We start from the raw sequence: 26615 nt of genomic DNA, 5'->3' as shown, positions 1-26615 counted from the left end.
GCGTCTCATGCATCCAGCATTCTCCGTCGTCTTTTTCACCACCGCCACGGGCGCCGGTTACGGCCTGCTCGCACTACTTGGCGTGCTCGCCGGACAGGGCTTTATCCCGCCCGATTTCTGGCTTGGCCTCACCGGCATGGGGCTGGCGCTTGGCCTGATCTCGGCAGGCCTGCTGTCGTCGGCCGGCCATCTCGGCCGTCCCGAACGCGCCTGGCGTGCCTTCTCGCAATGGCGAAGCTCCTGGCTGTCACGCGAAGGCGTTGCGTCGGTTGCGACCTTCATGCCGGCGGGACTGTTCGGTATTGGCTGGGTGGTCCTCGGCCGTACGAGCGGCTGGGTGGCTGTCGCCGGGCTGCTCGCTGCCATCGGCGCGGTCGCAACCGTCTGCACCACCGGCATGATCTACGCGTCGTTGAAGCCTATCGCCCAATGGCACAGCCGCTTCACCCTGCCCGGCTATCTGATCTTTTCGGCAATGACCGGCTGCGTGCTGCTCAATGCGCTGCTGCAGGGTTTTGCCGTCGGCTCGAATACGCTTCTCGCGGCTGCCCTATTGCTGACCGTGCTCGGCTGGGGCTGGAAGCTGGCGACCTGGCGGTACAACGACCGGCTGGAAATCCCGACCACAGCCAACACGGCGACGGGTCTGGCCGGCGGCACGGTGCGGTCGATGGAATGGCCGCATACCGAGGAAAACTACTTGCTCAAGGAGATGGGCTTCCGCATCGCGCGCAAGCACAGCGTGCGGCTACGCCAGATCACGCAGGTGCTGGCCTTTGCTTTGCCTGCGTTGCTGTTGGTGGCGGCGTTCGCCCTGCCGTGGCCCTATGCGGCGGTTTCGTCGATGCTCGCCGCGATCGCCCAACTCGCCGGCATGCTGGTCGAGCGCTGGCTGTTCTTCGCCGAGGCCAAGCACACCGTCACTTTGTACTACGGCAGGTAGGTTCAGCCCGGCCTGAGCATCGCGTGGGAAATCGCGAAGATGCGTTCGGTGCCAAGCATGTAGGCCATCAGCGTTTCACGGCGGAACAGCCCGGCATAGGCGCGATCAAGCAGATTGAGCGAGCCGGTATAGGCGCCGAAGGCCGGCATGATCATGCGGCCGCCATCGCCGGCAAAGCAGCGCCGCCGCACCGAGCGGCCTTGCTGCACGATGCGGGCGCAAGGATGCAGATGGCCTGATATCTCGCCCTCCACCCTTACCGCCGAAGGCTCGTGCCGGAAGAGCAGAGAGCCGATGGCCAATTCGCGCACGGTCTCGCCGGGCAGGTCGGCCGGTGCTTCAGGATCATGATTGCCGGTGACCCAGAACCAGTCGCGCCCAACCATCAGGCCTTCCAGCCTTTCGCGAAAGCTTGCGTGCATGCGCGCAGCGCCGCCGCCATCGTGAAAACTGTCGCCCAGGCTGATGACGATCGAAGGTTGGTAGTCGGCGATTACCGCTTGCAAGCGGAGTAACGTGGCTCCGGTGTCGTAAGGGGGAACCAGCGTGCCGCGCCTGGCCAGCGAGGAGCCTTTTTCCAGATGCAGGTCGGACACGGCCAGAAGCCGGAATTCGGGAAAGTAGAGCACGCCGCGGCGGTCGCAGACCGCGCGTTCGCCGGCGATATCGACAGAACCCACCTCCGCCAGAGGTGCAGCCATGGCCAGCGCGACAGTCATTTCGTCCCCATGGCCTCCTCGACCAGCGTGGCTGCATCCATCAGCAGCGTGTCATCGGCCTCGCCGTGCACAGGCATTTTGCCGATCTCGAGCATGATCGGCACGGCGAGCGGCGATATCTGCTCGAGGTTCCTATGCATGATTCGGCCCTGGACGCGCGAGAGCATCTCGGCAAGTCTGCTGACATCCAGCAGACCGGTCGCGGCGTCGGCACGCGTCGCCTGCAGCAGGATATGGTCAGGCTCATGGCTGCGCAGCACGTCGTAGATGAGATCCGTCGACACGGTCACCTGGCGGCCGCTCTTCTCTTGGCCCGGGTGGCGTTTCTCGATTAATCCCGAGATCAGCGCGCAATTGCGAAAGGTGCGCTTCAACAACCAACTGCCGGCGAGCCAAGCTTCGAGGTCGTCGCCCAGCATGTCCTCATCGAAGAGCGCTGCCAGCGACGGTTTCTTCGCCCTGAACATCCGGCCCATATCGGCAAGCGACCATATGGCAAGCGCATAGTCTGTGGCGACGAAGCCGAGCGGCTTGGCTCCCGCCCTGTCGAGGCGGCGGGTGAGCAGCATGCCGAGCGTCTGGTGCGCCAGCCTGCCCTCGAACGGATAGGCCACCAGATAGTAGCGGTTGCCGCGCGGAAAAGTCTCGATCAGCAGATCGTCGCGTTTCGGCAGCACCGACTTGTCGGCCTGGAAACGAAGCCAGTCGGCGACCTGCTCCGGCAGCTTCTTCCAGCGCTGCGGATCGTCCAGCATGGCGCGGACCTGTTCGGCCAGGTACGTCGAAAGCGGGAATTTGCCACCGCCGTAATACGGGACCTTGGCGTCGCTGCCGGGTGCATTCGAGACAAAGCACTCATTCTCGCGGATACCTTCGAAGCGCAGCACCTTGCCGGCGAACATGAAGGTGTCGCCATGCGTCAGCGTTTCGAGGAACGCCTCCTCGATCTTGCCCAGAACCCGGCCGCCACGCGAAGCCGCGCCTCTGCTGCCGGCCTGGACGTAGCGGACGTTGAGCGCCGGCACTTCGATGATGGTGCCGACATTGAGCCGGTATTGCTGGGCGACGCGAGGATTTGAGACCCGCCACAGCCCGTCCTTGTTCAACCGGATGCGGGCATAGCGCTCGTAGTTCTTCAGCGCATAGCCGCCAGTGGCGACGAAATCGATGACGCGATCGAATGTCGGCCGATCGAGATTGGCGTAGGGTGCTGCCGTCCGCACTTCCCCAAACAGCGCATCGGCATGGAACGGCGCACCGCAGGCACAGCCCAGCACGTGCTGCGCCAGCACGTCGAGCCCGCCATTGACCAGCGGCGGCGTATCCTGGGCACCGAGATAATTGGCATCGAGCGCCGCCCTGCATTCCAGCACCTCGAAGCGGTTGGCCGGAATCAGGATCGCCTTGGACGGCTCGTCCATACGGTGGTTGGCGCGGCCGATGCGCTGCGCCAGCCGGCTGGCACCTTTCGGCGCGCCGACATGGACGACCAGGTCGACATCGCCCCAGTCGATGCCGAGGTCGAGCGTCGAGGTGGCGACGATCGCACGCAAGGCATTCTCGCCCATCGCCTTTTCGACGCGCCGGCGCTGGGCGACATCGAGCGAACCGTGATGCAGCGCGATCGGCAAGGTGTCCTCGTTGACCCGCCACAACTCCTGGAACAGCAGCTCCGCCTGGCTGCGTGTGTTGACGAACAGCAGGGTTGTCTTGTGGCGCTTGATCTCGTTGTAGATCTCCGGCGTTGCATAGCGGGCCGAATGTCCCGCCCACGGCACGCGCTCCTCCGAATCGAGAATGGAGATGTCGGGCTTGGCGCCGCCGGTGACGACGATCAGGTCGGCCATCGGCCCTGGTGGATTCTGGCTGACCAGCCACCGCCGCAATTCGTCGGGCTCGGCGACCGTCGCCGACAGGCCTATCGTCTGGAGGGCCGGCACAAACGAGCGCAGCCGGGCCAGCCCGAGCGACAGGAGATGCCCGCGCTTCGAGGTCACCAGCGAATGCAATTCGTCGAGCACGACATAGCGCAGGTCCTCGAAGAAGCGCCTGGCATCGGGCGCGGCAATCAGCAGGGCCAATTGCTCGGGCGTGGTCAGGAGAATGTCGGGCGGCGCCAGCTTCTGCCGCTGGCGCTTGTGTGCGGGCGTGTCACCGGTGCGCGTCTCGACGGTGACCGGCAGCCCGATTTCTGCGACGGGTTTGCCGAGATTGCGCTCGATGTCGACGGCCAGCGCCTTCAGCGGCGAGATGTAGAGTGTATGGATGCCTCGATGCGCCTGCCCCGGCCTTATCCTCAGTCGGCCGGCCAGTTCGGTCAGCGATGGCAAGAACCCGGCCAGCGTCTTGCCGGCGCCGGTCGGGGCGATCAGCAATACCGACTGCCCGTCCTGGGCTTTGGCCAGCAAATCGATCTGGTGAGCGCGCGGCGACCAGCCCTTTTCCGCAAACCATTTGACGAATGGCTCGGGCAGGACGACGGCGGCATTCTGTTGGGCAAGGCGCGGCTGCTCTGTCACGTGCCAGAGGTAGCGCGGCGACGCGCAATCGCCAAGCAGAATCAGAACAAAAGGTGATCGATTCGCGTTATGGCCGGCGAAACCCGGTCGGGCCGCCATAGAGATAACCGATACGGGCGACCGCCTCCCTCATTCCTTCGCGCGACACCAGCATGGTGTGGCCGTTGGCGTGGATCATGGTCTCCGGATCCGTCATGATCGCGACGTGGCCTTTCCAGAAGACCAGGTCGCCGCGCCGCAACCCGGCAAAATCCGGCCCGGGATCGAGCGGTTCGCCGACGGTCGCCGCCTGCATGTCGGTGTCGCGCAGCACTTGCCTGCCAGCCATGTGCATTGCAAGTTGCACGAGACCGGAACAATCGATGCCGAATCCGGAGACGCCACCCCACAGGTAGGGCGTGCCGAGAAACGACTCGGCGACCGCGACGTAGTCGGGGGCAAACTCGGCGACAGGCCTGAGATGACCCGAGATGACCGCCTGGCCGGACGGCAGCAGAGCATAATGCGTGCCGCGCGTTTCCGCTGAGCCCGTCACCGCCACCAATGACCCCATCGAGAGCTCCCCGCTCACCGGGAACCGCAAATCCGGTCCCGGATACAGGAAAGTGCGCGGCACCGAGACAACATGCGTGGCCGCATGATCCCGACCGCCCAGCACAGTGTCGGCGACATAGCCGACGTAGCCGTCGCGCTCGGCCTGTATCCAGGCCCAGCCCCCAACGTCCTCGAAGACGAGGACGTCTTCGCCGAACAGAAGCTGGGTATCGACGCCGGCGTCCGGCCGCGGCGCCCTGCGGATGTCAGCGACGGAGGCTGATATGCGAGCCGGCCGGCCGGCGACGAAACGGTCGGCGGAAACCTCGCCTTTCAGCCTGGCGTCGGCGAGATCGGAGCGGAAGGCATGGAGGCGGGCATCCCTGGCGGTCAAATCGGCAACTCGTTCAAATGGGCAACTCTTGGGCTCTGGCAATGATAACATCGCCAAAGCGCTCGACAAAGAGCGCGCCTTCTACTGTGCGCCTGACCAGCACGTTGCGCTTGTCGAGCTCGTCGCGGTGGCGCGACACCAGTTTCAGCGCCCCCATCGTATCGAGCGCACGGGTGATCACCGGCTTGGTGACGTTGAGGCGGGCGGCTAACCCCCGCACCGTGTGTGGCGGTGGATCGAGATAGATGGTGAACAGGATCGCCGTCTGGCGCATGGTGAGATCGGGCGCGTCGTCACGCACCTCGGATAACACCACCTGTTGCCATAGTCGCAAGGCCTGGCTTGGACGCATGATAATCGACATCCGTCCAGCATGACTGAAAATTGTTTCGGTTCCGTTTCAGTCAATACCTTCGTCGGCTATGCCCGAGAATCAACCGTAGCGGTTCGAAATGGCCTGCTCCAGCGCCCGGATGCCTTGCGCTTCGCCACCGGCAAGACCGTGCGGGCGGTCGGACGGGTTCCAGGCGTAGATGTCGACATGCGCCCAGCCGGCGGTCTTTTCCACGAAGCGCTTCAGGAAAAGCGCCGCGGTGATCGAGCCGGCGAAACCGTCTGACGTGACATTGTTGATGTCGGCCACCTTCGACGCCAGCTTGGCGTCATAGGGCTTCCACAACGGCATGCGCCATAACGGATCCTCGACCGCAACGGAGGCGTCCGCCAGCTCGGATGCAAGCGCCTCGTCACCGGTGTAGAACGGCGGCAGGTCGGGACCGAGCGCAACACGGGCAGCGCCTGTCAGCGTCGCCATATCGACCAGCATCTGCGGCTCTTCGTCATCGGCCAAGGCCAAGGCATCGGCGAGTACCAGCCGTCCTTCGGCGTCGGTGTTGCCGATTTCGACGGTGATGCCCTTGCGGCTCACCAGCACGTCGCCTGGCCGGAAGGCGTTGCCGGCTATCGAATTCTCGACAGCCGGGATGAGCACGCGTAGCCGGACCTTCAGCCCGGTGGCCATAATCATGGAAGCGAGGCCCAGCACGTTGGCAGCGCCGCCCATGTCCTTCTTCATCAAAAGCATGCCCGAGGACGGCTTGATGTCGAGACCGCCTGTATCGAAGCAGACGCCCTTGCCGACCAGCGTTATCCTGGGGGCATTGTTCGGCCCCCAAATCATGTCGATCAGGCGCGGCGCGTCGGCAGATGCCCGACCGACGGCGTGGATCATCGGAAAGTTGGCGGTAAGAAGATCGTCGCCTTTGGTCACCGATATTTCGGCCTTGTGCGTCGCGGCCAAGGTCCGGGCGGCTTTTTCCAGCTGGCCGGGGCCCATATCGCTGGTCGGCGTGTTGACCAGATCGCGCGCCAGGAAAATGCCATTGGCGATGCGGCGGATGCGGGCAGCGTCGGTGCCTGCCGGCAGCGCGAAGCGAAGGCTCTTGCCTGGCTTCTTGCCGTAGCGGGTGAAGACATAGCCGCCGAGCGCCACGGCGAGTGCCGTAAGCTCCGGCTTGGCGGGTGCCGACGCAAAACGCCAGTCGCCCGCGGGCAAGGCTCTCGCCAGTGCGCCGACGGCCAGTGCGCCCTCGTCATCACCGGTGCCGAACAGGGCTCCGGCAATCGCGCCGTTGTCGCCAGGCACGATCAGCGTCCTGCCAGCTTCGCCGGAGAAGCCGTTGGCCTTGGCCCAGGCGACCGAGGATGGCGCAAGGCCCGCTGCCGCCAGAGCATCCTTCGCCACCAGATGGACCGGCAGCGCATTGCTCAATTCTTTCTCGACGAGTTCGACAGGCATTCGCTGGTCTCCGGGTTTTCCGAGTCGGCGTTTCTTAACTCTCCGTTAGGGTTAACAGAATATTTCTGCGGGAGGGAAGATGACCACGCAAATGGTCACGCGATGAACGGAGCCTTGGTGCCGATGCTGACCAACCGCAGGATGAACGCCAGCGCAAACAGGCTGATCAGCACGGCGTTGATGATGGCGCTTGCCGCAGGCGTCGCTGGCTGCGGAACCAGCAAATTGACGACTGGTTCGATTTCTCGTCCAAGCGGCAGGCCGCTGGAAACAATGTCGGCGGGCGAACTGCACAACGCTACGATGGCGCTCGGCCAGTCCTATGCGAAAAACCCCAGCGACAAGCGCATCGCCACAAATTATGCCGCGGCGCTGCAGATGGACGGCGACGCAGACCAATCGCTTGCGGTGATGCGCAAGCTGGCGATCGCCTTGCCGAAGGACCGCGACGTGCTCGCCGCCTATGGCAAGGCACTTGCCGCCAACGGACAGTTCGAACCGGCTCTCGATGCCGTGCGCCGCGCGCAGACCCCTGAATATCCTGATTGGAAACTGGTGTCGGCGGAAGCTGCTATTCTCGACCAGCTGGGCCAGAAGGATGAGGCGCGCCAAGGCTATCGCAAGGCGCTTGACCTCAGGCCGAACGAACCGTCGATCCTTTCCAATCTCGGCATGTCGTACGTGCTGGAAGGCGATTTGCGCACGGCCGAAACCTATATGCGCTCGGCCGCCCAGCAGCCGAATGCAGATAGCCGCGTTCGCCAGAACCTGGCGCTGGTCGTCGGTCTGCAAGGCCGTTTCGACGAGGCCGAGAAGATCGCCTCGCAAGAGCTGTCGCCGGATCAGGCGCAGGCTAACGTCGCTTACCTTCGCCAGATGCTGGCGCAGCAGAATGCCTGGAGCCAGCTCAAGGACCAGGACAAGGCAAAGCCTGCCACCAACTGACCGCTTCGACCGCCGAACCGGCGCGCGAATTCCGCAACATGTCTAACGCAAAGAGCCGCGCTGCACCGGCAGCGTGGCTGAATCGTATCAGCGTTTCTGGCAACGCCGCTGGTGCTACTCGCTGCTGGATTTCGGCTGGTCGCCGAAGATGCCGCGCTGGCTCACCTGGATGCCGGCGGGACCAAGAATGATGGCGAACAGTACCGGCAGGAAGAACAGGATCATCGGCACGGTGAGCTTCGGCGGCAGCGCGGCCGCCTTCTTCTCGGCGGCATTCATGCGCATGTCGCGGCTCTCACTGGCAAGCACCCGCAACGCATGCGCCACGGGCGTGCCGTAGCGCTCGGCCTGAACCAGCGCCTGGGACACCGACCTGACGGATTCCAGGCCAGTTCGGCTTGCAAGGTTCTCGTAGGCTTGCTTGCGCTCCTGCAGATAGGAAAGCTCGGCGTTGGTCAGGATGAATTCTTCCGCCAATGCCACAGATTGCGCGCCGATCTCATCGGCGACCTTGCGAAGCGCCGCTTCCACCGACATGCCGGACTCGACGCATATCAGCATCAGGTCGAGCGCGTCCGGCCACGCCATCTGAATCGACTGCTTGCGCTTGGTAGCGCGGTTGTTGACGTAGAGCACCGGCGCGTAGAACCCCGCATAGGCAACCACGATGCACACGAACAGCTTCACGAAAAACGGCTGCTCGGGCAATCCGCCGAGCACGAACAGATACATCGCCGCCAATGCAAAGCCGATGAAGGGCAGGACGAGACGGAAGAAAAGGAAGCGCGTCAGCGGATTTTGCCCGCGAAAACCCGCCACTTTCAATTTCTGCAAGGTACCTTCATCCGCCAGCGCACGCCTGAGATCCAGGCGATCGACAATATTGCGCATGCCGACCGACTGTTCTTCGCGCAGGCCCTTGCGGCGGCGGTCGGCTTCGATTGCCAGCCGCGCCCGCTGCTTGGCGCGCAGCTCATCGCGCTCCAGCGCCACGGATTTCATGCGCGCCTTGAGCTGGTTCCCGCCAAAGGCGGGCAGCAGCGTGAAGACGGTCGCAAACACCGCTATTCCGACCAGCAGTGCGATCAGCAGGGACGGATCGGTGAGAGTTCTGACGACGTGATCGGTCATACGCGAGTCCTAGACTTCGAAATTCATCATCTTGCGCATTACCAGGACGCCTATCGACATCCACACGCCGGAACAACCGAGGATCAGATTGCCGGTGCTGGTGGTGAATAGGGGCATGATGTAGTTCGGGCTCGTCAAATAGACGAGACAGGCGACGACGAAAGGCAACGCGCCGATAATCACGGCGGATGCCTTGGCTTCCATGGACAACGCCTGGACCTTGGCTTTCATTTTCTTGCGATCGCGAAGCACGCGCGAAAGATTGCCCAGCGCTTCGGAAAGATTGCCCCCGGCCTGAGACTGGATCTGGATGACGATGCCGAAGAAGCTCGCCTCGGTGCACGGCATCGTTTCTGGCATGCGCATGGCCGCGTCGGGGATCGACAAACCCATTTGCTGCGAATCGACGATGCGGCGGAACTCGGTCTTGACCGGCTCCGGGGATTCGTTGGCGATCAGGCGCACGGCATCGTTCAGCGGCAGGCCGGATTTTACCGCACGCACAATGATATCGAGCGCGTTCGGAAATTCGTTGAGGAACGCCTTGACGCGCCGCCCGCGGCGAAACGAGACGAACCAGCGTGGCAGACCCAAGACGCCGACCAGCAGCGCAGCCGGCAAGACCAGCAGCGGTGCGCCGATGAAATATATAAGAGCCGTCAAGACGACGCCGCAGGCCGCCGAGTAGACATAAAAGCGCTCAAGCGAGATCTTCATGCCGGCCTGACGGATTTGGATCTTCAGCGGTGGTTTTTTGACCAGGCTCTGATTGGACTTTTGCTTTTGATCGAGATCCTTCAGCGAATCCTGGACGGACTTGCGACGCTTGGCCGCTTCCGCGACGCGATCGCGCGAAGCCTTGACGACGGAACGATCCGTCTCGGCGGTCTTGATCGATTCAAGCCGCTTACCGACCTGCTTCTCGGTGCTGATCCGGTTGAACAGGAAAGCATAGGCCACAGCGCCGGCGCTGAAGCCGGCGAGCACGACGAATGCCAATACGGTGCCGTCAATTCCGAACATCGATCCTGGCCCCCACGGTTCCGGACGGATCAGTCAGCGCGCTTCTCCATTGCCTCGAGCGCAACGGCGAGGCGCTGCTCCTCGCCGTAATAGCGGGCACGCTCCCAGAAATGCGGACGGCCGATGCCGGTCGACACGTGCTCGCCCAGCAACCTGCCGTTCGCGTCCTCGCCCTTGATGTTATAGAGAACGATGTCCTGGGTGATGATGACGTCGCCCTCCATGCCGATCACCTCGGTGATGTGGGTGATGCGCCGCGATCCGTCGCGCAGGCGTGCAGCCTGTATGATCACGTCGACGGAGCCGACGATGATTTCGCGCACGGTTTTTTGCGGCAGCGTGTAGCCGCCCATGGCGATCATCGACTCTATACGGTTGAGGCATTCGCGCGGGCTGTTCGAATGGATCGTGCCCATCGAGCCGTCATGGCCAGTGTTCATCGCCTGCAGCAGGTCGAACACTTCGGGTCCGCGCACTTCGCCGACGATAATGCGTTCGGGCCGCATGCGCAGACAGTTCTTGACCAGGTCGCGCATGGTCACTTCGCCCTCGCCTTCGAGGTTGGGCGGGCGGGTTTCGAGACGCACCACATGCGGCTGCTGCAATTGCAGCTCAGCCGAGTCCTCGCAGGTGATGACGCGTTCCTCGCGGTCGATATAGTTGGTCAGGCAATTGAGCAGCGTCGTCTTGCCCGAGCCGGTACCGCCCGAGATGACGATGTTGCAACGGACACGGCCGATGATCTTGAGAATCTCGGCCCCTTGCGGCGAAATCGAGCCGAACTTGACCAACTGATCGAGCGTCAGCTTGTCCTTCTTGAACTTGCGGATGGTAAGTGCGGTGCCGTCAATAGCCAAGGGCGGTGCGATGACGTTGACACGCGAGCCATCAGGAAGACGCGCATCGCAGATCGGGCTTGATTCATCGACGCGGCGGCCGACCTGGCTGACGATACGCTGGCAGATGTTGAGGAGCTGCTGGTTATCACGGAACCGGATGCCGGTCTGCTCGACCTTGCCGTTGACTTCGATGTAGACGTTCTTGGAGCCGTTGACCATGATGTCGGCAATATCGTCGCGCGCAAGCAGTGGCTCCAGCGGCCCGTAGCCCAAAACGTCGTTGCAGATGTCCTCGAGAAGCTCTTCCTGCTCGGCGATGGACATCGCGAAATTCTTGATCGCGATGATGTCGTTGACGATGTCGCGGATTTCCTCGCGCGCGCTTTCGGGATCGAGCTTGGCCAGCTGCGACAGGTCGATCGTGTCGATCAGTGCGGCGAAGACCTGGCTTTTGGTGTCGTAGTAGGTTTCGCTCTTTTGGCGCTGGATAGTTTTCGGCTCCGGCGCCAATGGCGGCGGCTCGACTGCACGGCGAACCTGCGCTGCAGGCGCGCCGGACGGCGGCAGCGTCGCGGGTCTGGCAGCTATAGCCGCTTCCATGGGGTTCGCGGCAGCCGGCGCAGCAGCTGCGGGTGCGGGCTGACGGAATTCCGGGATGGTCCGGTTGCCGTCATCGCTGCCTCTTTTACCAAACATGATCGCTTACCAATTCCACCGCTGAGGCATCACTTCTTGTTGCGCGAAAGCTTGCCTATCAGGTTGCCGAGGCCAGCCTTTTTCTTCACCTTGATTTCGCTGCGCCCTGTCAGCACATGGGCGATCTCGTTGATCGTGGCGACGACCGGACTCTTGGCATCCATTTCACCAAGCATACGTCCGTTATTGGCAGCATTTCCGAACAAAAGCGGCTCGAACGGGATGACTGACATCGGCGAAAGGCCGAGGGATTCGGAGAAGTCGGACGGCGTAATCTCGGGACGCTTCGGCACACCGGCCTGGTTGATCACAAGCTTTGGCGCAGGATCGTTCGGACGAAGCCGCTTCAGCATGTCGACCAGGTTCTTCGTGTTGCGCAGATTGGCCAGTTCGGGCGTCGCCGTGATGACGATCTCATCGGCCTTGACCAGCGTGTTCTTGGTCCAGCCCGCCCACAAGTGGGGAACATCGAGCACGAGGAGCGGCGCGCTACGCTGGGCTATGTCGATAAGCTGGGTGAAAGCGTCGGGATCGAAATCGTAGACCCGCTCCAGGGTCGAAGGGGCCGCAAGCAGCGACAGGTGCTCGGCGCATTGGGCGAGCAGTCGGTCGAGATAGACCTCGTCGACGCGTTCCGGCGAGAAGACCGCCTCGGCAATGCCTTGGGCCGGGTCCTGGTCGAAGTTGATATTGGCCGTTCCGAAGGCGAGGTCGAGATCGGCGACAACCACTTCGGATTTGAAAAGGGACGACATGGCCCAGGCCACATTATGGGCTATGGTCGAGGAGCCGACGCCGCCCTTGGCGCCGATGAACGCAATCGAGCGGCCGATCGGCTCAGCTTCCGGATCAACGAAGATCGAAGACACCACGCTGACGATGTCGGCCATCGATACGGGCGCGATGACATATTCGGAGATGCCCGAACGAATGAGTTCGCGATACAGGCCGACATCGTTGTAGTGGCCGACAACCACCACCTTGGAGGTCGGGTCACAATGCTCGGAGAGCTGGGCGAGTTGTTCAAGCAACAGCTTCGGCTCGCTGCGGGATTCAAGCAGGATCAGGTTCGGTGTCGGCGCCGACTGATAGAATTCGATAGCGGTGGGGATGCCCCCCATATGCACCTTCAGATGGGCCTTGGCCATGCGGCGATCCTCGCCGGCGCGCTCGACCGGATTGGCTACGCCTTCGGTCTCGCAAAATGCCTGGATCGAAATGCGCGGGATCGGCCGCAACGCCTGCATCGCGGCAATATCCTGCTCCGAGGTTTCGCCGCCCGGTACCTCTGTGTCATAGGCAAGATTGCTCATTGTCATCACTTTCCGTGACTTGCGCGGCTTAGAGTTTGTTGAGCCTCAACACTCGTTAATAATCGACTTCCGAATTGCCGAGGAATTCGTCCGAAATACCCCTGTCACGATAGACGTCGATCACCGCGCCGCGATTTTCCGCGTCGATCGGCGACGGTTTGCGTGGCCCGATCAGATCGGACGGATTGGCCATCTGGGCAGCCAGGTTGTTCTGATACGAACAGCCGAAATCGGCATAGTGCTTGTTTTCCGAAGTCTGCAGCAGGTCTTCGGGCCAGCGCCCGCATTTATCCGTCTGAGCCTTCACCGAGACATAGGCAACGCGGACCGGTGCGGACGCTTCGGCTGAAACAGACTGATAGGACCGCATGGCGATCCGCTTCCGGCTGATGCCGCTGGCTATGGCGAGCCTGGCGAAATCGCGGCCGGCCGCGGCCGCTGCGATTTCGTTAGCTGAGCCGCTCGGAATCTCGATCGTCAGCACCGGAGCCGCGCTCCTGTCGTATCCGTTGAGAAAGCCCAGGAGCGTGTCACGCTGGGATCTGGTCATGCCACGGTCGCCGGCGCCGACCGGAAGGTCGATCTTCTGGACCTTCTCGGCGATGACGATAGGATGGGTGGTGCGATAGTCGTCCGGTATGGCACCGACCGTGACGCTGTCGCGATTGGCGCAGCCGGCCAGTGATGCCGCTACCGCGATCGCTATGATCGGAACGGCCGGCCGCCAGATCCGCGAATGAACGGACTGTATCGCGGTGACCGCCCTTGCCTTCGATACTGCCTGAGACATGTCGACTTCCCCGCTTACTTGTAGATAAAGCCGACAACGCCGTGATAGCGGCCGTTGGGCTTGTCGGTCTGCATGGTGCCGTAGACGCGGTTGACGCGGCCAAGGAACATGCCGGCGCCATCGCTGGCTGCGTTGAAATTGTCATCCGGCTTGGCAAGATCGTTGCGCGCCACCGGCTTCACCAGATAGGGCGTGATGATGATGACGAGTTCGGTCTCGTTGCGGACGAAATCCCTGCTGCGGAACAGCGTGCCTAGCACCGGTATTTTGGTCAGGCCGGGCAGCCCGGCAACCGCCTGCCTGATGTCGTCGCGGACAAGGCCCGCGATCATCATGGAACCGCCGGAGGGCAATTCCACCGTGGTGTCGGCCAGGCGTTTGCGGATCGACAGCAAAGTGGTGCCGGGTAAGTCGCCGGCTCCTTCCAGGACTGCGGCGCCTTCGGTCGTAGGTTCCGAAACCGACGTCCTCACTTTAAGGCTGATGCGGCCCGCCGAGAGCACGACCGGCTGGAATTCGAGCCCAATTCCATATTCAAGGCGTTCGTGCTCGTAGGTAATCTGGCCAGTTTGATTGTCGTTTGAAACGTTGCTTGTTCGGCCGGTGATGATATTGAATTCGCCGCCGACCTTGAAGGTCGCCTTCTCGCCGGAAACGGCGGTGAGAGTCGGCTCGGCCAGCGTCTTCATGACACCGCTTTGCTCCATGGCGTTTATGTACGCTTGAAGAGTTGAGCTGCCGATCGCCGCCCCCGAATATTGCGACAGTGGCTTTCCCAATCCGTATGCAGGCGTGGTGAGAGCGCTCCAACTGATGCCGTTGCTGCTGCCGTTGCCGACCATGTTGACGCCGAGCTGCTTCATCACCGTGCGGCTGACCTCGGCAACCGTCACCTTCAGCGTCACCTGGTCGTCGCCGATAATCTGCAGCAGGTTGATGATCTGGCTGACGCGGCGCTCCGCATCCGGGTTGTCGATGGCGACGCCGGCTTCGGCCGAACCGCCGGCAGCGGTCTGCGAATATTGACCCGTGGTAGCCTCGCCGCCGGACACGAAGATGTTTGCCAGATCAGCCGCGCGCTTGGCGTCAAGAGGAGTGTCGACGGTTCCGGTCAGAACGACGTTGTCGTTCAGCAACTCGACCTTGACCTCCGATGACGGGATGAAGCGCTTGATATAGTCCTCCAGCCCGGCAACATCGCGTTCGACCGCTAGGTCAAGGCTGACGATCTGCTCGCCATTCGGGCCAAAGACGAAGATGTTGGTCTCGCCGACCGCCTTTCCGAACAGATAGATGCGGCGGGCAGTGCGGGTCACTGCGTCGGCTACAGCGGGGTTGGCGACGAGAATATCATAGGCATCGCTCGGCAGGTCGATGACCACCGATTTATTGAGTCCGAGTTTGACCCGCTGGGTGGCGGTCGAAGCCGTGACCCTAGCATTGCCCGCCGCACTGGCATCGAGGATGCCATATGCATTCGTTCCAACGAGAAACAGGCCGATCGCCGCAGCCAGGGTGAGCGGCAGTTTGGTTTTTAGCCTCATTTCCTTGCCCCCACCTCGGAAACTTCGCCCGACTTGATCAACCGCACGGTGCCGCGCCGGCCATTGCCGGAAACCAGGTAGTCGGCCTCGCCCACATTCTTGTCCTGGCTGTCCTTGATCGAGCGCAGCGCCAGTGTCAGGCGATCCGCCATCTGCTGTGCGACGGTGATGATCTCGGACTGCTGCGGCGTCAGCTCCAGGGTGGCGGTCTGGCCGACTCTGGTCTTCTTGCCTTCCTCATCCTCCTGGATGGTCTGGTCGATCGCCAGGACACGAATGTTTTTGAGGATAGTTTCGGTCGTGAAGCCCGGACCACCGCCATTGGCGGCATCGGTTCTACGGGTCATGATGACGTCGACGAAATCGTTTGGAAGAATGAAGCCACCGGCCGAGGTGTCGGCCGAAATGCTTGTGGCGACAGCCCGCATGCCGGAGGGCAGGATCGACGACATGAAGCTTTGCCCTTCACCGATCAGCTTCGAGCGGCGCAGCGGCTCGCCGGCATAGAGCGCCACGCGGGCGACGGCGCCCTTCAGCTTGTCCAGCGCTTCAGGCTCGGCAGCGCGGGTGATGAAATTTGCGTTGATGCCGGCGGACGGCCATGACTCCCAGGAAATGTTGTTTTCAAGCGGACTGCCCATCGGAACGTCGCCGGAAAGAACAAGCACATCCTGCAGCGCGATCGCCGGCGCCTGAGGACCGGAATCGACAACCGGAGGCGGCGGAGCCACAACCATGTTCTTCGCGACATAGCCTGCACCACCGGCCGCGGCTATCGCCACGCCTAGAATAATTAATCGGGATGCTGGCATCTGTCCGAACCTCGCCTTGGCAAACCACTAGCCAAGCCGGACTTTGCAGCGGCAATCGTCAAAACAAGGTTAATGTTATACTTACGATCGTGATTAATTTAAGGTTTACATAAATTAGAGCGACAACTCTGGCCCGAAGGAAAACGGGGCCAATTCGCCTGCTCGGCGCCAACGGCGGAAAGCGAAATTCAGCCCGCCAGCCTGGTAAGCGCCCAGGCCATCAACGGTGAGTCGGAATAGGTGAGCAGACCGCCAATGCCAAGCGCAATGCCGTACGGAACGCCGGTCGCCTCATCGGCGAAATGGCGCAGGAACCGATTGTGGCTTGTGACGGCGGCAAGCAGCGATTTTCGATAGGCGATGATGGCAAGGGTCAGCAGACCGCCGATGAACGTCGAGGTGACGAGATACTCGACGAGATGGATGTTCAGTCCCATCCATACGGCAGTGGCGGCCAAGAGCTTGGCGTCACCGCCGCCCATGCCGCCAAGCGCGAACAGGCCGAATGTCACTACAAGAACCAGGCCGCCGGCGGCGAAGTGCCCGCCATAAGTGGCCCAGTCCATGCCGGTCAAGGGCGCAACCAAGGCAAAGACAACGACGAGCAGCACAGGCACGCGATTGGCGATCGTCATCGACAGCATGTCGGAGATCGCGGCAAAAAGCATGCAGAATGGAAAGACGACGAAGATCACGGCTTCAAGCATGGGCGTGGCGCCTGTGGTCAAACTGTACCCGGTCCCAGCCTAGGTATGTTCGATTAACGATTGATGAGGTCTAAAGTTCAAAATCATGCGTAGGACTAAATAAGGGCCGCCAGTGCGGCGGCCCTTATTGGGAAGCAACGGAATGTTGTTGCTTACGAAGCGTTGACCTTGGTGGCAATCTTGTCAAACTTGGCGTTCAGCGCGGTGCCGAGCGAGGTGGCGCCGACCATGATGGCGAGCGCGATGAGAGCGGCGATCAGACCGTATTCGATAGCGGTCGCGCCGGATTCGTCCTTCACAAAACGTGCGATGAGGTTAGACATTTGAGCTCCTACTCCAATTGTTACAGCACTTCCGTCAACTTCTCTTGGTGGCTGATCGGATACTGCGAATCTAAGGAGAAGCTGTTTCAATCGGCTTAATAAACAGGCTTACCGATTCCTTTCCCGCTTCGATGGCATTGCGTGGTTAACCCAGAACTAAAATCCCCGCCGCTAGGACCCCGGGCCGACAAAAGGCGCAAAAGGCGCAATTCGGCAAAGACGTTCCAGCCGTGCCGGCTAGGCCCAATGCCGGTTCCTGTGAACTCCAGCCGCTTAACGGTTGGTTCACCAATCTCGTTCATGTTCCGTTGAACAGTTTGCCAGGGGGCGCCTCAATGGCCGGGCCGAGATCATCATTTCCAGTTGCCGTGCTTTGTGCCGCAGCGGCTTTCGCCTTTCCAGCCAAGGCCGGCGTCGGCATCGAGGTGACGATGAACCAGGCAAAGATCATCAAATTGTCGCGCGCCGCCGATACGATTGTCGTCGGCAATCCGGCGATCGCCGACGCCTCCGTGCAGGACGCATCGACGATCGTACTGACCGGCAAGGGATTTGGCGTCACCAATCTTGTCGTCCTCGATCAGGAGGGCAACCCGATCGTCGATGAGCAAATAACCGTCGTGCGGCAGGCGGCGGCGTCGGTCCGCATCTATCGACGCGCCGAAGTGCAGACGATGTCCTGCGCGCCATATTGCGAAAGCTCGTATAAGAGCGATGCCGAAAAGGCCTCTGAAGCCGAGATGAGCGCCGGGCATTAGCTAGCCGACGTCTCCGTCTTTGGCGAGAACGTGCTTCGGTTATGGCCGGGTTAAGGCCTTCCCGTTGAATTTAACGGTCATTCCAACCGGACTTCAATCGGTTCCGACTAAGGGTGGGACCGATACAGAAGCGGCATCGGCGGGCAGAGGACATGAGCAAGGCTGGACGAGCAGGTTCTCCAAGACGGTTTTTAGGCGACCGCCGCGGAAGCACGGCGATCGAATTCGCCATGCTTGCAATTCCTTTCGCACTTCTTGTATTCGCCATACTGGAGAGCTGCATTTCTTTTGCCGCACAGGAAGTGATGGCAAACGCCACAGACGACATCGCGCGTCAGTTGCGTACCGGCCAGCTAAGACCGGCCGATGTGTCCGGGACCAAGCTGCGGGACAAGATCTGCGCCAAGCTGGAGATCATGGTCGCCAAGACCTGTCCCGGACTGCTGGTGGATTTGCGCGAGTATCCGACCTTCGCCGATGCGGCGCTGGCCGGTTTCAAGATCCAGGATGGCGACGTCGTGCTGACCAAGGGCACGAGCACACAGACCTTCACCGTCGCACCTGGCCTGGCGGAGTCGAGAAACATGCTGCGGGTTTTTTACAAATGGCCGGTGATGACCGACTTTATGGCCAAATCGATGGCCAACCTGAAGGACGGCAAAACGCTGCATTTTGCCTCGATCACTTGGCAGAACGAGCCGTTCGACAACTGAGCCACCTAGTCGCTTGAAAAGGGCAAAGCCATGATTCGTGCGGGGGCACAGTTGGGCATCGCAGGGATTTGTACAAGAGCAGTCCGGCTTTGCTCGGACCGCCGCGGTATTGCGGCCGTCGAGTTTGCCCTCATCGTGCCTGTCCTGTTGATCATGTACTTTATGACAATGGAGGCCTCGCAAGCCATCGAGACCAGCAAGAAGGTCAGCCGCATCGGCAGCATGGTAGCGGACCTCGTCACACAGCAGCAGACCATCAAGGCGGCCGATGTCGATGCCATCATGGCGATCGGCAGTTCCACGCTCCAGCCCTACAACCGCTCGAAACCGAAGATCATTATCACGGCGATACAGGTGACGAACGAGACGACGCCGAAAGTCCTGGTCGTGTGGTCGCGCAAACTGGTGGATGGCGTCTCTAGCCTCGACGCGGTCAAGGATTCCACCACAACGGTCCCGAGCGCGCTCAAGATCAAAGGCACTTTCCTCATTCGGGTCGAGAGCGATCTCGCCTACAAGCCAATCATCACCTGGTCGGCGGACGGCCAAAGCCGGTTCGGGTTGAGCTCGGTCTTCAATTCGATATCGATGGCGGAAACTTATTATCTGCGGCCGCGCAGGAGCCCGACCATTCCGTGCAGTGATTGCTGACGCCTGAAGCCCGCTAACCGGTCTTTTGCTATTGGTTGCAACCGCGGGCCGAGACTAGACGCACGATGGCTGCAGCCAGCACATAGTCCCTCGGACCGGCAACGGTTCGGCGACGATACCGATACGGAACGTTCCGATAACATAGCGCCAATCGGCGCGCGCCAGGTTTGCGCAAGACGCATCTAGCAGCAAAGCCAGTACGGCGGCGAATGCTGTCAGGGCAAGCCTCATGCGAGCTCCGCGCCGCGCATTTCCATCCGCAGATCGACCATGCCGCGATTCGTCTCTCCGGGACCAGCATGCCAACCGTGCTGTTTGGGTTTCCGAATTGCCAATGGCGACGCGGAACCCTATGTCTGAGCCAACACAGGCAATGATGAACCTTTCGATGGCACGCGCCTTCCTTTTTGTCCTCGACTCCTTCGGCATCGGCGGCGCGGCCGATGCCGAACGCTATGGCGACACCGGCTCCAACACGTTCGCACACATCGCGCGGGCCTGCGCGGAAGGCCGCGCCGATCGCGAAGGCCTGCGTGACGGGCCCCTTCTTGTACCAAACATGCTCTCGCTCGGCCTCGGCCAGGCCGCGGCAACGGCGACGGGTTTCAGGTTCGAGAATGCCGGCAGTGCGCCGCTTGCCGCCGCCTTTCACGGCGCGGCCCAAGAGGTTTCGAGCGGCAAGGACACGCCATCGGGCCATTGGGAAATAGCCGGCCTGCCGGTCCGTTTCGACTGGGGTTACTTCCCGGACACGATTCCGGCCTTTCCGGCCGAGTTGACCGAAGCAATGGTGCGTGAAGGGAAGGTGCCTGGCATCCTCGGCAATTGCCATGCTCCGGGCACCGAAATCATCGAACGGTTCGGCGAAGACCATATCCGTACCGACAAGCCGATCTGCTACACCTCGATCGACTCCGTCCTGCAGATCGCCGTGCATGAGGTTCATTTCGGCCTGGAACGGCTTTACGAGTTCTGCAAGGTGGTGCGCAGGCTCGTCGATCCGCTTAATATCGGCCGCGTCATAGCACGGCCGTTCATCGGTGAAACCGCCGCCACGTTCGAGCGAACGCATAATCGTCGCGACTATGCCGTACCGCCGCCGGAACCGACGCTGCTCGACCGGCTGACGGCGCGCGGCAGCCGGGTTATCGCGGTCGGCAAGATCGGCGACATTTTCGCCCATCGGGGCATCTCGGAAGTCCGCAAGGCTGCCGGCAACATGGCGATGTTCGACAAAGCGCTTGGCGCCATGGAAGACGCCCGCGACGGCGACCTCGTCTTCGCGAACTTTGTCGATTTCGACACCGAGTTCGGGCATCGGCGCGACGTTGCGGGGTATGCCGCCGCGCTCGAGGCGTTCGACCGGCGCCTGCCCGAGGCATTCGCACGGCTGAGGTCAGGCGATCTGCTCATTTTGACCGCCGATCACGGCAACGATCCGACGTGGCGCGGCACCGACCACACGCGCGAGCGGATTCCGGTTATCGGGACACAGCCGGGTTTCAAAGGCGCAGACATCGGACTGAGGATGACATTTGCCGACATCGGCGAAACCGTGGCCGAACATCTCGGGCTGGCGCGCGGCCCTTACGGCACCTCCTTCCATGCGATGATAGGCGGCCATGCCTGAGCTGCCGGAGGTGGAGACGGTCAGGCGCGGTCTGCAGCCGGCCCTTGAAGGTGCCCGCATTGTCGGTGTCGAGGCACGCCGGCCGGATTTGCGGTTTCCGTTCCCCGCGAAATTTTCGGAGCGGCTGACCGGCAAGACGATTGCGGCGCTCGGCCGCCGTGCCAAATATCTGACAATGCACATGGACAACGGCCCGGTTCTGATCTGCCATCTCGGCATGTCGGGTTCGTTTCGCATCGAAACGGCCGACGAGAGCGCAACGCCCGGCGCGTTCCACCACGAACGTTCGAAAAACACTGCTCACGATCACGTCGTCTTCGACATCGCATCCCCTGCCGGCGTCCGCTCTCGCGTGATCTTCAACGACCCGCGCCGCTTCGGGTTCATGCTGTTTTCGGAAGGCGAGCCCGACATGCATCCGATGCTGGCCGGATTAGGCGTCGAGCCTACAGGCAACGCACTGGACGGCACGCTGCTCGCTTCGTTGCTGAAAGGTCGCAAGTCACCGCTGAAAGCGGCACTTCTGGACCAGAGGCTAATTGCCGGGCTAGGCAATATCTACGTCTCGGAAGCGCTTTGGCGGGCCGGCCTGTCGCCGCTGCGCGAAGCGGGCACCCTCGCGAGAGCCGGCAAGAAAGCCAAAGAGCAGAGCGAACGCCTGGCCGAAGCTATCCGCTCGGTCGTCACCGATGCGATCGCCGCCGGCGGCTCGTCGTTGCGCGACTATATGCAGACCGATGGATCGCTGGGCTACTTCCAGCATTCCTTCGCGGTTTACGATCGCGAGGGCGAAGCCTGCTCCAAGCCTGGTTGTGGCGGCCACATCGAGCGTATCGTGCAAAGCGGTCGTTCGACTTTCCACTGCCGGGCCTGTCAGGCTTAAACCAGAAGCGAGGAGGAGCAAAGCATGGGCTATGAAACCATCATCGTCGAAACCCGCGGCAAGGTCGGGCTGATTACGCTGAACCGGCCGCAGGCGCTCAACGCACTGAATTCACAAGTGCTGGCGGAACTGGTCGCGTCGGTGAAAAGCATGGGCGCCAATGCCGACATTGGCGCCATGGTCATCACTGGTTCGGAGAAGGCTTTCGCGGCAGGTGCCGATATCAAGGAAATGCAGTCGATCTCCTATGTGGATGCCTATGTGCAGGATTTCTTCGTCGGCTGGGAAGAATTTACGCGGGCACGAAAGCCGATCATCGCGGCGGTGGCGGGCTATGCGCTGGGGGGCGGCTGCGAACTGGCGATGATGTGCGACTTCATCATCGCCGCCGACACCGCCAAGTTTGGCCAACCCGAGATCACGCTGGGCGTCATGCCCGGCATGGGCGGATCGCAGCGCCTGACCCGCTTTGTCGGCAAGTCGAAGGCAATGGATATGTGCCTGACGGGACGAATGATGGACGCAGCCGAGGCCGAGCGTTCCGGCCTTGTCTCGCGCGTCGTGCCAGCCGGCGAGTTGATCGAGGAAGCGCTTAAGGCAGCAGCGAAGATCGCCGATTTTTCCTTGCCGTCGGTGATGATGGCGAAGGAGGCCGTCAACCGCGCCTATGAGACGACGCTCACCGAGGGTCTGCGGTTCGAGCGCCGGCTGTTTCATTCGCTGTTTGCGCTGGATGACCAGAAGGAAGGCATGGCGGCCTTCACCGGCAAGCGGAAGCCGAATTTCACGAACCGATGAGATGACGAGGCACCGGTCAAAAAGAAAACACTGCAGCGTTGACGTGCCGGAAAAGCTGAACTATAAGCCGCAACAACCGAGGCGGCCCTGTGGCTGCCCGTTTGTTTTTTGCGCCCCGCGGTATCCCGCAAGCGCCCACCAGATCAGAAGAGAGGCACCATGGCCAATACCTCCTCGGCCAAAAAGGCAACGCGCAAGATCGCCCGTCGCGCAGCGATCAACAAGAACCGCCGCTCCCGCGTCCGAACCTACATCCGCCAGGTCGAAGAGGCGCTCGCGGCTGGCGACAAGGCGGCCGCACAGGCTGCCTTCAAGGTGGCCGAGCCGGAACTGATGCGCGCCGCGACCAAGGGCGTGGTGCACAAGAACACGGCATCGCGCAAGGTGTCGCGGTTGGCCCAACGGGTCAAGGTGCTGTCAGCCTGATATATCCATTCTTGAACTGCGCTACTTCAAACCCGGCCAATCGCGCCGGGTTTTTTCGTTTGCCGGCAAGTACTTAAAAGAAAGCCCGCAAAATGGCGCTCCGCGAGCATTTCAAAGTTCGAAATGCTTTGCCGGCATATACATGCCTGCTCATATTCGGAGCCTCCGAAACCGCCAATACGAAAATTTCCGAGCGTCACGGATTACCGTTTCCTTTCAGAAGCTTACCGATGGTGATCCACAGCTTGTTCACATCAGCTGCGGCTGATAGGCGACAATTGGCTGTCAAGTGAATTATTTCAGAAAATTTCGCGTTGTGTGGCCTTTTTCATATTCGCCGGAAAAGGGTTTGAATCACAATGGCTTTGTCAAAATCAACTATTGCAGCATGGCGTTCGAAACGTCCCTTGCTAGTCAGATTCCTTAAAAATCCGTTAGGGGTGGCCTTGCCCTATCCACAGCGATTTCGGTAATGTCTGTCCATCGAAGGGATGGGCCCTTGGCCCTTGACCAGCCTGAAACCGGCCAGCTCAAATTGGCAGAGTTTACAGCGCGGCTTCAACTCCGCGGACGGGGTTGGTTTGTCTTTTCGATACGGTAGGGGACTGGCGTAATTGTACATGGCAGGTCGATGGTGCGCCGGCGGTTTTTCGCCGGACGGCATTTTGTTGCCCTGACATGACCAAAGCGGATCGGCTCTTCGGCGCCGGACCGACAACGAGGCGATTCATCAGCCGGCGGCGGCGATGGTGTCGCAGCCAAGACACGGTCGCCGGAAACATGGATGCAGGAGGCGCATCCCCGGCGGAAAACAGGTACAAGAGACAAGGAACTCGATCATGCAGAGCGGCGGCATCGAAAGGGAGCTTACAGGCGACCTCCCATTTCCTGGAACGTTAGTCGGAAGGAACGACATGGCGGCTTCCAATGAAGCTGAACAGAAGTTCGATCGGGTCAAGGCCCAGTTGAAGGCGCGTCTGGGAACCGAGGTCTATTCGAGCTGGTTCGGGCGCATGAAGGTCGCTGAATGCTCTAAGGGCATTGTTCGCATCTCAGTGCCAACCGCATTCCTGCGTTCATGGATCAACGGCCATTATCTCGATCTCATCACCGAGTTGTGGAAGCACGAAGATCCGGAGATCCTCAAGATCGAGATCGTGGTTCGCACCGCCACACGGCAGGGCCGCAACAGCGTCGAGCCAGAAGTGGCGCCGGCGCGCAAGATGACCAGGCAGACGCAAACCGCGCTCTCTGCGGGCACGGCGAGCCCCAGCAGGGTCGAACGGGTCCCGGCACCCCGCCCGGGGATGCCGGCAGAAACCGAGTTCCGGCACAATGTTCTCGGTTCGCCACTCGATCCACGCTACACTTTCACCTCCTTCATCGAAGGACCATCGAACCGAGTGGCTTTTGCCGCCGCCAAGGCGGTCGCGGAATCGCAGTCGAGCGCGGTGCGTTTTAATCCGCTCTTTCTTCACGCAACGGTCGGACTGGGCAAGACGCATCTGTTGCAGGCGATCGCCGCAGAATCGCTGAAGCAGAATCCGAAATCGCGGGTCGTCTATCTGACGGCTGAGTATTTCATGTGGCGGTTCGCCACCGCGATCCGCGACAACAACGCACTGACGTTGAAAGAACAGCTGCGCGATATCGACCTCCTCATCATCGACGACATGCAGTTCCTGCAGGGCAAGTCGATCCAGCACGAATTCTGCCATTTGATCAACATGCTGCTCGACAGCGCCAAGCAGGTGGTGGTCGCTGCCGACCGGCCGCCGTCCGAATTGGAGTCGCTGGAGCCACGCGTCCGCTCGCGCCTCAACGGCGGCGTCGCGCTGGAAATGTCGGCCCCGGATTTCGCCATGCGTATTGGTATGCTCAAGCTCAGGCTTGCCACCGCCAAGCTCGACGATGCGTCGCTGGATATTTCCGAAGAGATACTCAACCACGTCGCCCGCACGGTGACCGGCAGCGGGCGCGAGCTCGAAGGCGCCTTCAACCAGCTTTTGTTTCGCCAATCCTTCGAACCGCAGATCACCATCGACCGCATCGATGAGATCCTTGGCCACATCTATCGTTCGGGCGAACCGAAGCGGGTGCGTATCGAGGACATCCAGCGCATCGTCGCGCGCCACTACAACGTGTCGAAGACCGAACTGCTGTCCAACCGGCGCACACGCACCATCGTCAAGCCGCGGCAGGTCGCTATGTATCTGTCGAAGGTGTTGACGCCGCGCTCGCTGCCGGAGATCGGGCGGCGTTTCGGCGGCCGCGACCATACGACCGTGCTGCATGCGGTGCGCAAGATCGAGGATCTTTCCGGTGCCGACAACACACTGGCGCAGGAACTCGAATTGCTGAGAAGGCTGATCAACGACCAGGCCTGATGGCCCGAAAAACGCCGGCTCGCGGACTTCGGCCTTTTTATGCCTAGAAAGCCCGCGCAGCCGGTCCGAACCGGTGGCGCGGGCTTGCGTTTGCCGGGTTTTTCCTGTCAGTTTACGCAGATTCTGAGCCTGTTCAGACCTTTCGCGGGGCACCGCTTGCCGGAGACCCGTTCATTCATTCAAGCGAGCCTGTTTCGTCATGCGTGTTATCCTGGAACGGTCAAATCTCCTGAAGTCTCTCAACCATGTTCACCGCGTGGTCGAGCGGCGCAACACCATTCCGATCCTGTCGAACGTGCTGCTCAGCGCCGAGGGGGCCAGCCTTGAAATGAAGGCGACCGACCTCGACCTGGAGGTGACCGAAGCGACGCCGGCAAAGGTCGAGCGCGGCGGGGCGACAACGGTCCCGGCGCATCTGCTCTACGACATCGTGCGCAAGCTTGCCGACGGCGCGGAGGTGGCGCTGAAGACCGACGAAGACGGCAACGCCATGACGGTGACGTCGGGGCGCTCGAGCTTCCGCCTGCAGTGCCTGCCGCAGTCCGACTTTCCCGAACTTTCAGCCGGGTCGTTCTCGCATATTTTCCGGCTCGATTCCGTCGGACTAAAGGGCCTCATCGAAAAGACCCAGTTCGCCATCTCGACCGAGGAGACGCGCTATTATCTGAACGGCATTTATCTGCACACGCACGAGGCCGGCGGCAAGCTGAAACTGCGCTCTGTCGCGACCGACGGCCACCGGCTGGCGCGGGCCGAGATCGATGCGCCGGCAGGCTCTGAGGGCATGCCTGGCGTCATCATCCCGCGAAAGACGGTCAGCGAGTTGCAAAAGCTGGTCGACGATCCCGATGTTGCAGTCACCACCGAGTTGTCCGACACCAAGATTCGTTTCACCATCGGCAGCGTTATCTTGACCTCCAAGCTGATCGACGGCACTTTCCCGGACTACCAGCGCGTCATTCCGACCGGCAACGACAAGAAGCTGATTATCGATCGCCAGAGTTTCGCCGCTGCCGTCGATCGCGTTTCGACCATTTCGTCCGAACGCGGCCGGGCGGTGAAGCTTTCGATCGCCGAAGGACAGGTCACGCTTGCGGTCAACAACCCGGATTCGGGCAGTGCCACCGAGGAACTGGCGGCCGACTATTCGTCTGATCCGATCGAGATCGGCTTCAACGCCAAATACCTGCTCGACGTTGCCGCGCAACTGACCGGCACGGAGGCGAAGTTCATGCTGGCGGATGCCGGTTCCCCGACGCTGATCCACGATATGGCCGACGAGACCGCGCTCTACGTGCTGATGCCGATGCGGGTGTAGGGCCCGAACGGGGCCATCTTG

The 26615-nt window shown here is 61.5% G+C and carries 25 protein-coding genes and 1 pseudogene; 11 read left to right on the top strand and 15 right to left on the bottom strand.

Annotated elements, in window-relative coordinates; genetic code table 11:
• The first annotated feature begins 7 nt into the window (after positions 1–7).
• Positions 8–943, top strand: coding sequence for a dimethyl sulfoxide reductase anchor subunit family protein (locus NKJ84_RS08940; RefSeq protein WP_352506165.1), 936 nt, complete (start codon positions 8–10; stop codon positions 941–943).
• Positions 944–945: 2 nt separating this feature from the next.
• Here NKJ84_RS08940 and pdeM read toward each other — a convergent pair whose 3' ends face one another.
• The 5 genes from pdeM to NKJ84_RS08915 all read right to left on the bottom strand — a co-directional run bounded on the left by pdeM (position 946) and on the right by NKJ84_RS08915 (position 6907).
• Positions 946–1662, bottom strand: coding sequence for a ligase-associated DNA damage response endonuclease PdeM (gene pdeM / locus NKJ84_RS08935; RefSeq protein WP_352506163.1), 717 nt, complete (start codon positions 1660–1662; stop codon positions 946–948).
• Positions 1659–4181: a ligase-associated DNA damage response DEXH box helicase gene (locus NKJ84_RS08930; RefSeq protein ID WP_352506162.1), complete on the bottom strand. Its 2523-nt coding sequence runs from the start codon at positions 4179–4181 to the stop codon at positions 1659–1661. The genes pdeM and NKJ84_RS08930 overlap by 4 nt, the downstream gene beginning before the upstream one ends.
• Positions 4182–4248: 67 nt before the next feature.
• On the bottom strand, positions 4249–5160 hold the full coding sequence (locus tag NKJ84_RS08925) for a C40 family peptidase (protein WP_502896125.1): 912 nt from the start codon (positions 5158–5160) through the stop codon (positions 4249–4251).
• Complete coding sequence (locus tag NKJ84_RS08920) at positions 5123–5473, bottom strand: MarR family winged helix-turn-helix transcriptional regulator (protein WP_023676939.1); 351 nt, start codon at positions 5471–5473, stop codon at positions 5123–5125. Before NKJ84_RS08920 ends, NKJ84_RS08925 begins: the two co-directional genes overlap by 38 nt.
• A gap of 69 nt (positions 5474–5542) precedes the next feature.
• Complete coding sequence (locus tag NKJ84_RS08915; protein ID WP_352506160.1) at positions 5543–6907, bottom strand: leucyl aminopeptidase family protein; 1365 nt, start codon at positions 6905–6907, stop codon at positions 5543–5545.
• Positions 6908–7030: 123 nt separating this feature from the next.
• Between NKJ84_RS08915 and NKJ84_RS08910 the strand changes: the two genes are divergently transcribed.
• Positions 7031–7852 (top strand): tetratricopeptide repeat protein, encoded by an 822-nt coding sequence (locus NKJ84_RS08910; protein ID WP_254816398.1) that lies wholly within the window; start codon positions 7031–7033, stop codon positions 7850–7852.
• Between the two features lie 114 nt (positions 7853–7966).
• On the opposite strand, the gene NKJ84_RS08905 is transcribed toward NKJ84_RS08910, so the two are convergent.
• The 9 genes from NKJ84_RS08905 to NKJ84_RS08865 form a co-directional block, all read right to left on the bottom strand.
• The gene (locus NKJ84_RS08905) at positions 7967–8983 is read right to left on the bottom strand and encodes a type II secretion system F family protein (protein ID WP_254816298.1); all 1017 of its coding nucleotides are present in this window, start codon (positions 8981–8983) and stop codon (positions 7967–7969) included.
• A 9-nt stretch (positions 8984–8992) separates the two neighbouring features.
• Entirely contained in the window at positions 8993–10006 is a 1014-nt protein-coding gene (locus NKJ84_RS08900; RefSeq protein ID WP_352506159.1) for a type II secretion system F family protein, read from the bottom strand.
• 29 nt (positions 10007–10035) lie between these two features.
• Positions 10036–11541 carry a TadA family conjugal transfer-associated ATPase gene (locus NKJ84_RS08895; RefSeq protein WP_352475953.1) on the bottom strand — a complete coding sequence of 502 codons (1506 nt, stop codon included), beginning with the start codon at positions 11539–11541 and terminating at the stop codon, positions 10036–10038.
• Positions 11542–11570: 29 nt separating this feature from the next.
• Entirely contained in the window at positions 11571–12854 is a 1284-nt protein-coding gene (locus NKJ84_RS08890; protein ID WP_254816295.1) for a CpaE/TadZ family protein, read from the bottom strand.
• A gap of 55 nt (positions 12855–12909) precedes the next feature.
• Positions 12910–13644, bottom strand: a complete 735-nt coding sequence (locus NKJ84_RS08885; protein WP_352506158.1) for a CpaD family pilus assembly protein — start codon at positions 13642–13644, stop codon at positions 12910–12912.
• Positions 13645–13658: 14 nt separating this feature from the next.
• Positions 13659–15188, bottom strand: a complete 1530-nt coding sequence (locus NKJ84_RS08880; RefSeq protein WP_352506157.1) for a type II and III secretion system protein family protein — start codon at positions 15186–15188, stop codon at positions 13659–13661.
• Positions 15185–16000, bottom strand: coding sequence for a Flp pilus assembly protein CpaB (cpaB, locus tag NKJ84_RS08875; protein WP_254816292.1), 816 nt, complete (start codon positions 15998–16000; stop codon positions 15185–15187). Before cpaB ends, NKJ84_RS08880 begins: the two co-directional genes overlap by 4 nt.
• Positions 16001–16188: 188 nt before the next feature.
• Complete coding sequence (locus NKJ84_RS08870) at positions 16189–16707, bottom strand: A24 family peptidase (RefSeq protein ID WP_254816291.1); 519 nt, start codon at positions 16705–16707, stop codon at positions 16189–16191.
• A 152-nt stretch (positions 16708–16859) separates the two neighbouring features.
• A complete protein-coding gene (locus NKJ84_RS08865; protein WP_254816290.1) occupies positions 16860–17030 on the bottom strand; it encodes a Flp family type IVb pilin in 171 nt (56 codons plus the stop codon).
• 335 nt (positions 17031–17365) lie between these two features.
• Here NKJ84_RS08865 and NKJ84_RS08860 point away from each other — a divergent pair, with 335 nt between their 5' ends.
• From NKJ84_RS08860 to NKJ84_RS08850, 3 genes are all read left to right on the top strand, one after another.
• The gene (locus NKJ84_RS08860) at positions 17366–17788 is read left to right on the top strand and encodes a pilus assembly protein N-terminal domain-containing protein (protein WP_352506156.1); all 423 of its coding nucleotides are present in this window, start codon (positions 17366–17368) and stop codon (positions 17786–17788) included.
• A gap of 152 nt (positions 17789–17940) precedes the next feature.
• Complete coding sequence (locus tag NKJ84_RS08855; RefSeq protein WP_352506155.1) at positions 17941–18501, top strand: TadE/TadG family type IV pilus assembly protein; 561 nt, start codon at positions 17941–17943, stop codon at positions 18499–18501.
• Positions 18502–18531: 30 nt separating this feature from the next.
• The gene (locus tag NKJ84_RS08850) at positions 18532–19152 is read left to right on the top strand and encodes a TadE/TadG family type IV pilus assembly protein (RefSeq protein ID WP_254816287.1); all 621 of its coding nucleotides are present in this window, start codon (positions 18532–18534) and stop codon (positions 19150–19152) included.
• Positions 19153–19254: 102 nt separating this feature from the next.
• On the opposite strand, the pseudogene NKJ84_RS33195 reads toward NKJ84_RS08850, so the two are convergent.
• Positions 19255–19383, bottom strand: a pseudogene (locus tag NKJ84_RS33195) (phosphate/phosphite/phosphonate ABC transporter substrate-binding protein); the annotation flags it as partial.
• A gap of 157 nt (positions 19384–19540) precedes the next feature.
• Here NKJ84_RS33195 and NKJ84_RS08845 point away from each other — a divergent pair.
• The 6 genes from NKJ84_RS08845 (at position 19541) to dnaN (ending at position 26594) form a co-directional block, all read left to right on the top strand.
• Positions 19541–20782 carry a phosphopentomutase gene (locus NKJ84_RS08845; protein ID WP_352506230.1) on the top strand — a complete coding sequence of 414 codons (1242 nt, stop codon included), beginning with the start codon at positions 19541–19543 and terminating at the stop codon, positions 20780–20782.
• Positions 20775–21665: a bifunctional DNA-formamidopyrimidine glycosylase/DNA-(apurinic or apyrimidinic site) lyase gene (mutM, locus tag NKJ84_RS08840; RefSeq protein WP_352506154.1), complete on the top strand. Its 891-nt coding sequence runs from the start codon at positions 20775–20777 to the stop codon at positions 21663–21665. The genes NKJ84_RS08845 and mutM overlap by 8 nt, the downstream gene beginning before the upstream one ends.
• A 24-nt stretch (positions 21666–21689) precedes the next feature.
• Positions 21690–22463, top strand: coding sequence for an enoyl-CoA hydratase (locus NKJ84_RS08835; RefSeq protein ID WP_352506153.1), 774 nt, complete (start codon positions 21690–21692; stop codon positions 22461–22463).
• Between the two features lie 159 nt (positions 22464–22622).
• Positions 22623–22889, top strand: coding sequence for a 30S ribosomal protein S20 (gene rpsT / locus NKJ84_RS08830; RefSeq protein WP_023676922.1), 267 nt, complete (start codon positions 22623–22625; stop codon positions 22887–22889).
• 839 nt (positions 22890–23728) lie between these two features.
• Entirely contained in the window at positions 23729–25276 is a 1548-nt protein-coding gene (gene dnaA, locus NKJ84_RS08825) for a chromosomal replication initiator protein DnaA (RefSeq protein ID WP_502899814.1), read from the top strand.
• Between the two features lie 199 nt (positions 25277–25475).
• On the top strand, positions 25476–26594 hold the full coding sequence (gene dnaN / locus NKJ84_RS08820) for a DNA polymerase III subunit beta (RefSeq protein WP_023676920.1): 1119 nt from the start codon (positions 25476–25478) through the stop codon (positions 26592–26594).
• Positions 26595–26615 lie beyond the last annotated feature (21 nt).

It is taken from the genome of Mesorhizobium sp. M0048, assembly GCF_040323405.1.
GTDB lineage: Bacteria > Pseudomonadota > Alphaproteobacteria > Rhizobiales > Rhizobiaceae > Mesorhizobium.
The sequence above is the reverse complement of the archived record's forward strand: the minus strand, read 5'-3'. Positions and strand labels throughout refer to the sequence as shown.